Source organism: Variimorphobacter sp. HTMS_6 (genome assembly GCF_059717775.1).
The window spans coordinates 3580652-3595260 of record NZ_AP046094.1 but is presented as its reverse complement, the minus strand read 5'-3'; the positions used below and the strand labels follow the sequence as shown (position 1 = coordinate 3595260).

Annotated in this window: 11 protein-coding genes; 4 read left to right on the top strand and 7 right to left on the bottom strand. The window is 37.8% G+C overall.

What is annotated here, in order from left to right:
• Positions 1 to 43 precede the first annotated feature (43 nt).
• The 3 genes from AC6IWN_RS16220 (at position 44) to AC6IWN_RS16210 (ending at position 2900) form a co-directional block, all read left to right on the top strand.
• Positions 44 to 1636 (top strand): DEAD/DEAH box helicase, encoded by a 1593-nt coding sequence (locus tag AC6IWN_RS16220; protein WP_497988763.1) that lies wholly within the window; start codon positions 44 to 46, stop codon positions 1634 to 1636.
• Positions 1637 to 1813: 177 nt separating this feature from the next.
• Positions 1814 to 2200: a Fur family transcriptional regulator gene (locus AC6IWN_RS16215; protein ID WP_497988761.1), complete on the top strand. Its 387-nt coding sequence runs from the start codon at positions 1814 to 1816 to the stop codon at positions 2198 to 2200.
• Between the two features lie 157 nt (positions 2201 to 2357).
• Positions 2358 to 2900: an NADH peroxidase gene (locus tag AC6IWN_RS16210; RefSeq protein WP_497988760.1), complete on the top strand. Its 543-nt coding sequence runs from the start codon at positions 2358 to 2360 to the stop codon at positions 2898 to 2900.
• Positions 2901 to 3027: 127 nt separating this feature from the next.
• On the opposite strand, the gene AC6IWN_RS16205 is transcribed toward AC6IWN_RS16210, so the two are convergent.
• Both AC6IWN_RS16205 and AC6IWN_RS16200 read right to left on the bottom strand, forming a co-directional pair.
• Positions 3028 to 4629, bottom strand: coding sequence for a hypothetical protein (locus AC6IWN_RS16205; protein WP_497988758.1), 1602 nt, complete (start codon positions 4627 to 4629; stop codon positions 3028 to 3030).
• Positions 4622 to 5332 carry an ABC transporter ATP-binding protein gene (locus AC6IWN_RS16200; protein ID WP_497988756.1) on the bottom strand — a complete coding sequence of 237 codons (711 nt, stop codon included), beginning with the start codon at positions 5330 to 5332 and terminating at the stop codon, positions 4622 to 4624. The genes AC6IWN_RS16205 and AC6IWN_RS16200 overlap by 8 nt, the downstream gene beginning before the upstream one ends.
• A 564-nt stretch (positions 5333 to 5896) precedes the next feature.
• On the opposite strand from AC6IWN_RS16200, the gene AC6IWN_RS16195 reads away from it, so the two are divergent.
• On the top strand, positions 5897 to 6946 hold the full coding sequence (locus tag AC6IWN_RS16195) for a DUF1646 family protein (RefSeq protein ID WP_497988754.1): 1050 nt from the start codon (positions 5897 to 5899) through the stop codon (positions 6944 to 6946).
• Positions 6947 to 7099: 153 nt separating this feature from the next.
• Here AC6IWN_RS16195 and AC6IWN_RS16190 read toward each other — a convergent pair whose 3' ends face one another.
• The 5 genes from AC6IWN_RS16190 to AC6IWN_RS16170 all read right to left on the bottom strand — a co-directional run bounded on the left by AC6IWN_RS16190 (position 7100) and on the right by AC6IWN_RS16170 (position 14608).
• A complete protein-coding gene (locus AC6IWN_RS16190; protein ID WP_497988752.1) occupies positions 7100 to 9724 on the bottom strand; it encodes a leucine-rich repeat protein in 2625 nt (874 codons plus the stop codon).
• Positions 9725 to 9923: 199 nt separating this feature from the next.
• Positions 9924 to 11675 carry an NADH-dependent [FeFe] hydrogenase, group A6 gene (locus tag AC6IWN_RS16185; RefSeq protein ID WP_497988751.1) on the bottom strand — a complete coding sequence of 584 codons (1752 nt, stop codon included), beginning with the start codon at positions 11673 to 11675 and terminating at the stop codon, positions 9924 to 9926.
• Between the two features lie 64 nt (positions 11676 to 11739).
• The gene (locus tag AC6IWN_RS16180; RefSeq protein ID WP_497988749.1) at positions 11740 to 13527 is read right to left on the bottom strand and encodes an NADH-ubiquinone oxidoreductase-F iron-sulfur binding region domain-containing protein; all 1788 of its coding nucleotides are present in this window, start codon (positions 13525 to 13527) and stop codon (positions 11740 to 11742) included.
• A gap of 18 nt (positions 13528 to 13545) precedes the next feature.
• Positions 13546 to 13917 (bottom strand): (2Fe-2S) ferredoxin domain-containing protein, encoded by a 372-nt coding sequence (locus tag AC6IWN_RS16175; protein ID WP_497988747.1) that lies wholly within the window; start codon positions 13915 to 13917, stop codon positions 13546 to 13548.
• Positions 13918 to 14050: 133 nt separating this feature from the next.
• Positions 14051 to 14608, bottom strand: coding sequence for an ATP-binding protein (locus AC6IWN_RS16170; protein ID WP_497988745.1), 558 nt, complete (start codon positions 14606 to 14608; stop codon positions 14051 to 14053).
• Position 14609 lies beyond the last annotated feature (1 nt).

Here is a 14609-nt window from a genome sequence, read left to right as displayed (position 1 = left end):
GGGAAATATATGAGATAAGAGATACAAAGAAAGGAATTAAAATATGGAGTTAAAAAGATTTGATGAACTAGAGTTAAACCCGAATATTTTAAAAGCAATTGAAGAAATGGGCTTTGAGGAACCGTCACCGATTCAGGCAAATGCAATCCCTGTGATCTTAGGAGGGAAAGATGTTGTTGGCCAGGCTCAGACAGGAACCGGTAAGACTGCAGCTTTTGGTATTCCACTATTACAGAGCATAGATACTAAAGATAGACATTTACAGGCAGTTGTTCTTTGTCCAACCAGAGAGCTTGCAATTCAAGTAGCGGAAGAAGTAAGAAAGATTGCGCTCTTTATGCATGGTATTAAGATACTTCCGGTTTACGGCGGACAGGAGATCTCCAAGCAGATCCGTTCCTTGAAATCAGGAGTACAGATTATCATCGGTACACCAGGACGTGTTATGGATCATATGAGAAGAAAAACCGTTAAGTTTGATAACGTAAAAATGGTAATTCTTGATGAGGCGGATGAGATGTTGAACATGGGATTTCGCGAGGATATCGAGACTATACTTGGTCAGGTTCCTGAGGAAAGACAGACCATTATGTTCTCCGCAACCATGCCTACACCGATATCAGATATCGCGAGGACATATCAGAAAAACCCTGAGATGATTCGTGTGGTAAAGAAAGAATTAACTGTACCAAAGATCGAACAATATTATTATGAAGTTACCAATAAGAATAAAGAAGAGGTATTATCAAGACTTCTCGATATGTACAACCCGAAGCTTTCCTTGGTGTTCTGTAATACGAAGAAGCAGGTTGATGAGCTGACTTCTGCATTACAGGGAAGAGGATATTTTGCGGAAGGTCTTCATGGTGATTTAAAACAACAGCAGAGAGACCGCGTAATGAACGCTTTCCGTAATGGAAGAACAGAGATATTGGTTGCAACCGATGTTGCAGCGAGAGGTATCGACGTTGATGATGTAGAAGCAGTATTCAATTACGATGTTCCCCAGGATGATGAATACTATGTACATCGAATTGGTCGTACAGGACGTGCCGGTCGTGAGGGTAGAGCATTTACTCTTGTAGTTGGTAGAGAAGCATACAAATTACGTGATATCATGAGATATTGTAAAACGAAGATTAAAGCTCAGCCAATCCCATCCATTAATGATGTGACCGCGGTTAAGGCGGATAAAATCCTAGATAAGTTAAAAAACATTATTCAAAATGAAGATTTAGGAAAGATGGTTGATATTATTGAGGAGAGAGTAAATGATGAAGAGTTTACTTCACTTGATATCGCAGCTGCATTCTTAAAGATGTTAATGGGTGATGATAATACGAAAGCGAATGAAGATAAGTCAAACGAGGACTTTGGCGATACAGGAGCTGAAGCCGGAATGGTAAGACTATTCGTTAATCTGGGCAAAAATCAGAGAGTAAGACCGGGTGACATCTTGGGCGCTATAGCCGGAGAAACAGGAATGCCTGGTAAATTAATCGGTTCAATCGATATGTATGACAAATATACATTCGTTGAAGTGCCGAGAGAACATGCTTCAGAAGTAATACAAGTAATGAAATCAGCAAAAATTAAAGGCAAGAGTATCAATATTGAGCCTGCTAATCGTAAATAGTTAACATAAATTAGGCTGTAAGCAATACTCGCGAAGTTGGATGTATGCTTACAGCCTTTTATGTTGTATTCGGTAGGGAAAAATTTACTTGACGAAATATATAAGAGTGATTATAATAATAGTAATGATTATTAATGTTTATTATGTAAATTGTTTTGATTAGAATTGGAGGTTAATATGGCAGTTAATAAGTATAGCAGGCAAAGGGAAGCAATTAAAGACTACCTGATGAATACCAAAGAGCACCCCACTGCGGATACAGTCTATATGAATATACGTACGACCTATCCTAATATCAGCTTAGGTACTGTATATCGTAATCTGAATCTATTAGCTGAGCAAGGCGAGATACTTAAGATAAATTGTCAGGACGGATGTGATCGCTTTGACGGCAATGCTGAATTACATTATCACTTTCTCTGTAGAACCTGTGAAAGAGTATTGGATATTGTTATGGAACCGATTGATCATATCAATGTAATTGCAGGATCAAATTTCCCTGGCAAGGTCGAGGGTCATGTTACCTTCTTCTATGGACAGTGTCAAGAATGTTCTAATAAGTAGTATCGATATGAAAATCAAATGAAAAAAGATTCACCAAGAATTAAATAAATTTTAAGAATGGTGTTGACAAATATTGAGAAGTATTATATTATACTAATAACAGTAATAGTTACTATTATTAAAAAGAATGAATGAGAGATTAAAAGGAGAACATAATATGAAAAAGTTTGTATGTCAAGTTTGCGGATATGTACATGAAGGAGATAATGCACCGGATCAATGTCCAATTTGTAAAGCAGCGAAGGAAAAGTTTACAGAGAAGTCTGAAGGGCTCTTCTGGGCTGATGAGCATGTTGTTGGCGTTGCAAAAGGTGTTAGTGAAGACATTCTTAAGGACTTAAGAGATAACTTCTCCGGTGAGTGTACAGAAGTTGGTATGTATCTTGCAATGGCTAGAGTTGCTTATAGAGAAGGATATGCTGAGATCGGCGCTTACTATGAGAAAGCAGCTTGGGAAGAAGCAGAGCATGCAGCAAAGTTTGCTGAACTTTTAGGTGAAGTTGTTACAGATAGCACCAAGAAAAATCTCCAGTTAAGAGTAGATGCCGAGAATGGAGCATGTGCAGGTAAGAAAGATCTTGCAACTCGTGCGAAAGCTGCTAATCTTGATGCGATTCATGATACTGTTCATGAGATGGCGAAGGATGAAGCTAGACACGGTAAAGCCTTTAAGGGACTTCTTGACAGATACTTCGCATAATAAAAAATTAGCCTAAACCAATATATGTAATGCCCCTCATTATATATATTTCCCTTATATATTGTTCCCATCAACTGATGAGCCCTGTTTCCCCAACAGGGCTCATTGTACGTAGAATTGAATCGCTTTATTTGATTAAGAATGTTTTTGGAGCAATTCTATACACCGTTATCAACGCAGATATGCTATAAATAATTGTTAATGTTACGACTACGATCAAAAAGACAGAGGACATATTTCGTAGTTGAAGACTGAGATAACAGAGGATATAAGTCACGAAATTTAAAAATTTATAAAATGGATTTTTTACATTTAAATCTGAAGTATAGGGTTGAAAGATATAGTATAAAAAGAGATTATGAACCACAAAAAAGATTGATAGTACAATAATCATAAATCCGATCGGAATCAATTCGCTGCCATTCCCTCCGGATATCAGGTCGAGTAAAACTAGCCCGGAGGCAAGTATCCCAGCGGGGATAATATTAGCCAGAATTAAGTGTTTTGCACGAATCGTAAAGGTAGCTAATACTGCCTCCTTCGTTTTATAAAATCCATAATGAAGAAGGCTGATATCACAATTATAAAACATCGCCTTTGTAGCCTTTTGACCTGTTGATAGTGTATATAAAGCAAAGATAAATACAGGAAAAATAGTTTTCACGGATTTAACATACGCAGATTTAAAGTCAGGGACTAAGAGTGAACAGACAATGCCTATTAAAAAGAGAATAACAATAATGATAGACTGAGTCTGAATTGGCTTTATTAGAATACGCTTATGTCGCTTAAAGAAGATTTCATTAATATAATGGAAGCCCTCTTTTTTATTCGCCTTATCATATTGTAACTCATCCTTAGAAAACTCCTTATCCTTGAATTTGACGCGGGAAAATTCCGCATTCCTTTTTATATCCTGCATATCGATATTAAGTTTATCGAAACGATTGGAATCGTTTAATGCAATGGAAAAATGGGGATAGCGTGCAATAAAGAAGATAGCGTATAAGCCGCTGATCCACAAGCATAATCCCAGTATCAGAATCATAGGTGTAGTAATTACAAGTATAATATTTGCGATTACACTGACATACCCGGTTACAATCACCACGAAACAATAAATAATTACTAATGCTGACTTATTGTGTAGAAAATCACCGGTCTTTTCATAGAATACAATATTGATTACTTCTGCAAATATACTAAACAGGTTTTTACCGAGAACTAAGAATATTGCAAGTAATACGTTAACATTAAAGAAGCTTGCAACGAGGGAGAATAAAAGGAACTCTACAAGCTGTCTCCAGATTAAAGACGGGAAAAAGTCAGCGAAAACGTACTGCTTAGCATTCATTCTCATAAGCTTTACACATATAAATTTCTTCTTTGAAGGAGTTAATATGTAGTTTTTGGATAGCGATAATAGAATGTAAAAAAGAAAGAACAATTGCCAATATACAGACTGCTTATCGAATTTATTCTCACTACCAAGTAATAAAAGATATGGGAAACCAAAACTAAACAATAAAAGCGCTGCACTTTTAAAGAGTTGATTTAGCATATTATATATGATACCAAACACTACTAAAACTTCTGCCAGATCAGCATGCTCATAATGTAAATTTTTAAAAACTAATCCGGTCAATTTTCCTCTTTTTAAAAAATAGATGAAGGAATTCAAGGAAATAGAAAAATTAATGATTATTGACTTTCTTAGTGTCTCAAGCATGCGTACCCTCCTCACTCAACAGTTTCACAAGCTTTTCTTCAAAATCACTGGATTGTAATAACTCGTGATCTAAAAGCTCCAGCTCACCTTCGCTTAAAGCTACAATCTCATCACATAAATCAGTTGCCAGCTGAAGAATATGGGTGGAGAAGATGATAATATGATCCTTTCTGATCTCTCTAAGGATCTTCTTGATCTCCAATGCTACGACCACATCGAGAGAGGTAAGAGGTTCATCTAATAATATAACCGGCGGTTTTGCAATAATAAACATTAACATTTGAATCTTATTCTTCATTCCGTGGGAGTAGTCCTTAATGAGTTTATGTCGGTCATCGTCGTCGATTTTAATTAAGTCAAAATAGTCATTAATCGTTTGATCTGAATGGATTTTATTCTTGTTAATATCCATAAAGAACTTAATAAATTCATAACCGGTTAAAAACTCCGGCAGGATAGCTGAGGAGAAAACATAACCAATATCATCTGTAGAAAGAGGCCTTTCGTTTTCATTAATGTTCATTATCACTTCACCTTGATCCATCTTAAGCTCACCGGCTAAGCAATTAAATAATGTGGTTTTTCCTGCACCATTTCTACCGAGCAAACCATAGATCTTTCCCTTTTCAAAATGAAAGGAAGCAGATTTTAGAACCTCCTTATGATCAAAACTTTTGGTAATATTCTTTAAATATAAATCCATGTTTTCCCTCCTGAATAAAGTTATAATCATTAACTGACATTTAAAAAGCTATCTTTATGAAAGAAACTCCAACTAAAATTTTATCTTCCAGGTATACGATAATCGTTGTGATTACAAGCACAAATATCGTTCTGAGGCTGGTTATAGCTTATGCTTTATTAATGGTGTTTTGATGCAAGCAAGATTAATTCCTCTTTATAATTATCTAACATTATGATGTGTTTCGTTATATTTATATGTATTAAGATACAATAGTTTTAATATTATATCAATAAAAGAATAGTTTCTAATTAAAATCTAATCTTTTTTGAGTACGTATTTATAGGGAATAAGTGTAGATTAATCAAACGCACCTATCTTGCATAAATTAACGTCATATGATAAAATGGCAATAATTTAAGTGCTAGAAAAATGAGGAAGAAGTAAAAGAGAATGAAGAATGTTGCTTTCAGTGAGGAGAGGGAGATAGCTATACCCTTATCCTTTTTTTGTATAAGCAGTAATATGAGTTACGCTAATTTACTTTAGAATCAAGAACTTTTAATCAAATTTGGAGGTGTAGTTATGATTGTAGGTTTGGTCGTAGTATTAGGGTGCATTTTTGTTCTGCCCTTTGTTTTCCAAAAGGTAGAGCATAATCTTGAATTATTCTTATTTATAATGGGTATTGCAGCAACCATTATATCAGCAACCTTATCCCCTGAGTTAGGAGTTGAGATACTAGAAAATAAGCTTCTATATTTTATAACAGCGGCAGTTTTAATTGCTGGCCTGATCTTCCGAGTATCAGTTGGTTATATAAAAAGGATGGTTCATTATGTAACAGTAAGAATACCGCTATCGCTTTTTGTATTCTTGCTTATTGTATTTTTAGGTCTAATCTCAAGTGTTATCACTGCAATTATCGCTGCATTAATATTGGTGGAGATTGTTCATGCATTATCACTGCGCCATGAAAACAAGGTAAAGTTGACAATAGTGGCTTGCTTTTCTATAGGTCTGGGAGCTGCGCTTACTCCACTGGGTGAGCCATTAGCGACGATAGTGGTTTCTAAACTTGATGCTGACTTCTTCTACCTTCTACAGAGCATAGGCGTATATGCCATTCCGTGTATTATTGCGCTGGGCATAATTGGAGCGCTACTTGTCAGAAAAGATGGCGGTATGGAAAATGAAACAGCTGGAGATGTACTAACAGAGGATGAGAATATTCTACAAATTGAATCCTTAAAGGAAGTATTTATTCGCGCAGGAAAGGTGTTTCTCTTTGTTATCTCCTTGGAATTATTAGGAGCCGGGTTTAAACCATTGATTGATGAATATATAATAAACCTACATAGCGGATTCCTATATTGGATTAATATGTCCTCTGCGGTACTTGATAACGCTACCTTAGCCGCAGCCGAGATCAGCCCGGATATGACAGCAACACAGATACAGGCGATTTTAATGGGGTTATTAATCAGCGGTGGCATGCTGATTCCGGGAAATATTCCTAATATCATATCGGCGGGGAAGCTTAATATCAAAAGCCGTGAATGGGCGAAGTTTGGTGTACCGTTAGGATTGATATTAATGGTAATCTATTTTATTGTAATATTTCTTGTTGTATAAGTTAATATTAAATGAAAGTAACTCATAGATGATGTTTAAAGAAAAGGAAGATGGAGCAACGATTGATTCTGTTAGAAAACAATGGTTGCTCCATCCTCTTTTTATATGGGTTACTTATTTCTTAATAATTAAGTGCCATTAAAATTATCATGATTATTTTGATTTAACACTAACGGATTTTGTATAAGCTGAAACCACCTTTTTCTTTTGCATGTAATTGTAAGCAACAACTTTATAATAATAAGTTTTTCCTTTTTGCGTAGTAGAATCAATGTATTTCAATACTTTCACATCCTTAATCAGGGTGTACTTACCGTTCGAGGTGGTTGATCTATATACCATATAACCATCTGCTCCATTTGATTTGTTCCATGTGATTTGGATACCGCCATTTGGTTGTGCAGTTGCAGCTATCTTATCAGGCTTTGACAAGATTGGATATGCACTCGCAACTTTGCTATATTTGCTGGTTAGGATTGTAGGGGAAGGATAGGTATAGGCTTTGCACTTGTAATAGTAAGTGTAGCTATTATCAAGGTTTTTATCAATATAAGAGCCCACGTTTTGCACATCTGCAATTTGCTTAAATAATCCACTAGGGGATGTGGACCGGTATATTCGATAGGATAGACCGGGAGTAAGCTTCCATGTGAGCTTAATGCTGTTGTATCCGTTTGAAACAGCTTTGATAACTGGGGTAGCAGGGGCAATAGTGAAATCACAAACACATTTCTTGTTACCGACTGTGGCGGTTATTGTAACGTATCCGTCTTCCTTTAATGTCACATTGCCTTTCTTGTCGACAGTTGCTTGGTAAGGATTTGAAGTTGACCATACCACCTTTTTGCTTTCAGTCGTATTAGATGGCAATATAGATACAGATAGTTTTACTTTATCACCAACATGATATGTTAAATCCTTTTGTTTCATCACTACTTTACTTATCGGTATCTTGTTAGACTTAGCACCCACATATTGATAATTGAGGTGATTCTTCTTTAGATAAGATTCACCATAAGATCCCTTATAAACTGTTATTATATGTTTTATACCGCTGAAAGCTTTTGTCCCGATTGTTGTTACGTTTTTGGGAATCACTAATTTGTTTAAATTACCACAATTATAAAATGATTTAATGCCTATCTTAGTTAGCGTGCTGGGCAAAGTAACGTCCTCTAATAAGGTACAGTCACTGTAAGCTGATCTGCCAGTTGTGGTTACCTTAGCTGGAATAGGGGCTGATTGCAATCTAGAGCACCCCGAAAATACATCATTTTCAATAGTAAGTAATGATTTGGGGAGCTTGACACTTACTAAACGGTCACATACGGAGAATACAGCTGGTGCCAAATCGGTAACATGATCAGGAATAGTGACATTGCGTAAAAAATGACATGCAGAGAAAGCAGCGTCATCTATTTTGTTTACTGATTCGGGTATGCTGATACTATCTATACTGCTTCCGCTAAACGTATATCTGCCAATCCTTTTAATCGAATTAGGAATAGGAACATTCGTTAGTCGTGCACAGTTGTAAAATAGATAGTCGCTCAAATCAGTCAGACGATTTGAAAGAGTAATTTTAGTCAAGCCACTATAGGCAAATGCTCCATCGCCTATCGAATTCACACTATTTGGAATAGTAATGAGACTTAATGGGGTATATTCAAATGCATAGGCACCGATATATGTAACACTACTTGGTATATTAATTGTTTTCACGTCGGTCATATGAAATGCATTGTCGCCAATTCGGGTAATGCTGTCCGGTAGTTTTACAGATGTGACATTTTGAATTTCTGAAAATGCTCCATCACCTATCTCAGTAACCAGATAAGTATTATTATGGTCGTGAATTGTACGGGGAATGGTCAATGTAGCAGGGTTGCTATATCTATTGATGGGGCCACTGCATGATACTGTACCCATCGAGTCGGTAGTTGGAGAGGTTAATATTCGGTATTGCCCATGAAAGGTGGAATTATCATCATAAATATCATCAAAAGTATGATTGATCTGAACCTTATCGGAGGAGAACTTCGATAGTAAATTACTATCTTCCGGGAATGAATTTTGATCAATTCGTACTAAACCGGTTGGAACATTAATCTGGGTAAGATTATTGCAACTACCGAAAGCACCACGTTCAATGACTGTTATACTATTTGGAAGTTCTACGCTGGTTAAGGTATTACAACCGCTAAAAGTTCTATCATCAATTAATGTGATTCCTTCTGGAATAGTAACGGATTTTAAAGAACTGCATCCCCAAAAAGCTCCTTTTCCAATTTTTTTAAGACCACTTGGAAGGCTAATTATTTTTAAAGCTGTACCCGAGAATGCGTAATTACCGATTTGAGTGAGTGACCTTGGTGTATTGATGTCGGTGATTGGAACACTAGAGAAGGCTTTATTTCCGATTCTTGTGATGGAATCCGGAAGCTGTATTAAGCTCAAGGAATCGCAAGAATCAAATGCATTATCACCAATCTCTGTTACTTTATAATTTGAGCCGGAATAAGTTATTGTGGATGGTATATAGAGATCATTCAGAGCTTCATTTCTTTTCATTCCAACTACGCGAACTGTTCCGGGGGCGTTAACTCGGTCTAGATGCGTAATCTCATAATTCAATGTTTGGCCTTTGTATTGGAAATCAATAACATAACCTAAAAAAATAGTGGAATTAGCTATTAATTTGGTCTGCGTATGATTGATACATAGTAAGGCTAAAGAGATAATGAATAAAGGCAGTACTATCCTTTTTAATAATTTCATATAGATTCCAATCCTCCCATAAATAATATATAAACCCAAAATACATACTAATTTTATCATATAGAAGAATCAATGCATAGTAAGAAAGTAATAATATGTAAAAAACTTATCAATCGCTATTAAAAATGAGCAAAAAAAGAAGCTGCAACCGTATTGGCCATATGGCAAGTTGGTTGCAGCTTCTTTTGTCTATAAATTATTATTTATTTACGCTTCTCTTAACATAAGATGTGTGAAGAAGTTCATGTGCCTTGTGGCTGCCTGGCTTGCCAAGGAACTCATCGTAGAGAGCCTTGATTGCAGGGTTTTCATGAGACTTTCTGAAGGTGGAAGCTCTATCGATATCGTAGATAGCTTTCGCACGAAGTTCTCTGATATCGTTAAAGTTTCTGAAAGAAGCCGGCTGTTGAGGCTGACCGCCACCGTTTACACAACCACCAGGACATCCCATGATCTCGATGAAGTGGTAATTTGCTTCGCCGGATTGAACCTTATCAAGAAGGATCTTTGCATTTGCAAGTCCGGAAGCTACCGCTACATTGATATCCATACCAGCTACATTGTAAGTAGCCTCTTTAACACCCTGAGTACCTCTTACTTCGTTGAAGTCAAGGCTTGCAAGTTCTTCACCTGTTAAGGTTTCAACTGCTGTTCTAAGAGCTGCTTCCATAACACCACCGGTTACACCGAAGATAACAGCTGCGCCAGTTGAGCTACCCATAGGATCGTCAAAGTTCTCATCAGGAAGAGCGTGGAAGTCTAAACCTACACGTTTGATTAATCTTGCTAACTCACGGGTTGTGATGGAGATATCTACATCGGCAACACCTGCTCCTGCTGCACTCTGATCATCTCTGCCGATCTCGAATTTCTTAGCTGTACAAGGCATTACGCTGACAGTTACGATCTTTGCAGGATCAACACCCATCTTCTCTGCTAAGTATGTTTTGGACATAGCACCAAACATCTGCTGAGGAGATTTACATGAGGATAAATTATCTAACATATCAGGATAGTAGTGCTCACAGTATTTAACCCAGCCTGGTGAACAGGAAGTGATTAAAGGTAATGTGCCACCATTTTTAACTCTGTGAAGGAACTCAGTCGCTTCTTCCATGATAGTAAGGTCGGCAGCCCAATCAGTATCAAATACTTTGTCAAAACCAAGACGACGAAGACCTGCAACCATCTTACCCTGTACGTTGGTACCAACAGGAAGACCGAAATCTTCACCAAGTCCGGCACGAACTGCAGGAGCAGTCTGAACAACTACAAATTTATCAGGATCAGAAATTGCTGCGATAACATCATCTGTGAAATCCTTCTCCATAAGAGCGCCTGTAGGACAGACAGCGATACACTGACCACAGGATACACAGCTTGTTTCGCCTAATTCCATATCAAATGCACAAGCAATATTGGTTTTGAAACCACGCTCGTTCGCACCGATTACGCCGATACCCTGAGTATGCTCACATACTGCGGAACAACGACGGCAAAGGATACATTTGTTATTATCGCGGTACATATGAGCAGCGGAACCATCGATTGCATACTCAGTACGTTCGCCATCATAAAGACCTTCTGCAGTTACGTTAAGATCTTTACAAAGTTTCTGAAGCTCACAGTCACCACTGCGTACACAGGATAAACATTTTCTATCATGATTTGATAAGATGAGCTCAAGAGTTTTTTTACGGGAATCAAGTACCTTAGGGGTATTAGTCCAAATTTCCATACCGTCTGCAATAGGGTATACACAGGAAGCTACAAGGCTTCTAGCACCTTTTACCTCAACAACACAGATACGGCAAGCACCGATTTCATTGATTTCCTTTAAATAACAAAGGGTTGGAATGTCGATGCAGGCAAGTTTAGCAGCTTCTAAGATCGTAGATCCCTTAGGTGCTGCAACTGACATGCCATTTATTTTAACATTAACAGTCTCCATTTCTAACCTCCATCTGCGTGGATATCACGCAACTAAATATATACGAAAGTAACCTACATTTACATTATTTCTTAACAATAGCGCCGAACTTACATTTTTCGATACAAGCGCCACACTTGATACACTTGCTCTGATCGATAATGTGAGCTTCTTTAACTTTACCCTGGATAGCGCTAACAGGACATACTCTTGAACATAATGTACATCCCTTACATTTATCTTCTTCAATAACGATTGAGAGAAGAGACTTACAAACACCTGCAGGACATTTTTTGTCTACAACGTGTGCAAGATACTCATCTTTGAAGAAATGTAATGTGGAAAGTACAGGGTTTGGAGCTGTCTGGCCAAGACCACAAAGAGAATTCTCTTTAATGTAGTAGCACAGTTCTTCCATCTTCTTAAGGTCTTCCATAGTTCCTTGACCTTCAGTAATCTTCTCTAACATTTCATAGAGACGTTTTGTACCGATACGACAAGGAGTACATTTACCGCAGGATTCTTCTACTGTAAACTCGAGGAAGAATTTTGCGATATCAACCATACAGTTATCTTCATCCATAACGATAAGACCACCGGATCCCATCATGGAACCAATGCTGATTAAGTTATCGTAATCAATTTTAATGTCAAAGTGTTCTGCAGGGATACATCCGCCAGATGGTCCACCTGTTTGAGCAGCTTTGAACTTTTTGCCGTTAGGAACACCACCACCGATTTCGTCGATAACTTCACGAAGAGTTGTACCCATCGGAATTTCAACTAGACCTGTGTTGTTGATCTTACCACCAAGAGCAAATACCTTAGTACCTTTAGATTTTTCTGTACCCATGGAAGCAAACCATTCAGAACCGTTTAAGATAATCTGAGGAATGTTCGCATAAGTCTCAACGTTATTTAAGATAGTAGGTTTCTGGAAAAGACCCTTCTGTGCAGGGAACGGAGGACGAGGACGAGGCTCACCACGATTTCCTTCGATAGAAGTCATAAGAGCAGTTTCTTCACCACATACGAATGCACCAGCACCTAATCTGATATCAACATCAAAATCAAAGCCGGTGTTAAAGATGTTCTTACCAAGTAAGCCGTATTCTCTAGCCTGCTTAATCGCGATTTCCAAACGCTGTACAGCGATTGGGTACTCTGCACGAACATAAACATAACCCTGAGTTGCGCCGATTGCATAACCAGCAATAGCCATAGCCTCAAGAACTACGTGAGGATCACCCTCTAATACGGAACGATCCATGAACGCGCCCGGGTCACCTTCGTCTGCATTACAACAGACATATTTTTGATCTGCTTCATTTGCTTTTGCAAGCTTCCATTTTAAACCGGTAGGGAAACCGCCGCCGCCACGACCTCTAAGACCACTGTCTAAGATTGTCTGGATAACCTGGTCAGGAGAGTACTCAGTTAAAACTTTACCAAGAGCTTCATAACCGCTGGTTCCGATATATTCATCAATGTTTTCAGGATTAATAACACCACAGTTACGAAGAGCAATTCTGTGCTGTTTCTTGTAGAAATCTGTATCATTTAAGGATTTGATACCATCTTCAGCTATCATTTCCTTGTAAAGGAGACGAGTTACAATACGTCCTTTTAATAAATGCTCAGATACGATCTCCGGAACATCTTCATCTGTTACCATTGCATAAAAGGTAGCTTCCGGGTAGATAATAACGATAGGTCCTAATGCACAAAGACCGTGACAACCAGTCTGTACAACAGCAACTTCCGTGCTGAGACCATTCTTTTTAATTTCTGATTGTAGTGATTCGATGATTTTAACACTTCCTGAGGAAGTACATCCGGTACCACCGCAAACCAATACGTGTGAACGATACATAGTGTGACCTCCTTAGGACTAGCCGATTACCTCGGCAATTGTATATTTTGTGACAACCTGACCACGAATTAAATGCTGCTCAATAACTTCTTGAGCTTTCTCAGGAGTCATTTTTATATAAGTTACTTTATCTTTACCTGGTTCCATTACTTCAACAATTGGTTCGTATTGACATAAACCGATACAACCGGTCTGTGTCACAGCTACGTTAGTAAGACCTTTCGTCTGAACTGCGTCGGAAAGTGCAGTAAGAACTGGTCTTGCACCACTTGCGATACCGCAGGTAGCCATACCTACGACAACACGGGTCTGATCACTGGATTCGCTACGAATGCCGATTTGACCCTGCATCTTTTCTCTGATTGCTTTAAGCTCTTCTAGAGATTTCATGCTTAATCCTCCTTATTAAATCGATAAGATTATGTTACCTAGTATGAAGGAATGCTCCTTCATTGATAAATTTTCAGTTTCTAAGTTCTGTCGGAGAGATTCCCTCCGTTTATAAACAACAAATTCGTTTATTCTAAACCGAAACTCCACCATCCGTTTCTCTTTGGTTTTCGGTCAAGTATTCTTTGATATATTCAGAGACATCAGGGGAATTTAAGGGTACATCGTTAAGAATTTCACGAAATTGCCTAGTATCCAGTGTAAAATGATTGTCGTCAAACTGGTAAGTATAAACGAAATCAGTCTGAGTATTCAAAGTAATTAACGTATGAATAGTGCTATTCATATCACCTAACGGCATACGATCAATATGCGATAATTTAAAGCTTGCTGTTACCGTAGTTCCGACCCCTGGTTTGGAGTCAATGTTAAAACTTCCTTCGGTATTTAAAGCGGCCATTTTAAAAAAAGGAACACCTAGACCGATTCTTCGCGTGGTTCTCGTTGTAAAAAACGGATCCTCCACCATCTGTAACTGTTCCTGAGTCATTCCAGAACCATTATCAGCGATCGTAATAGTCAGAAGATCAAGTTCTCTCTGTATATGTACACTGATTTCAATCAATTTAGCTTCTGCTCTGATTGAATTGTTAGCGATGTCTAATACGTTAAGAGATAGCTCTGTCATCATA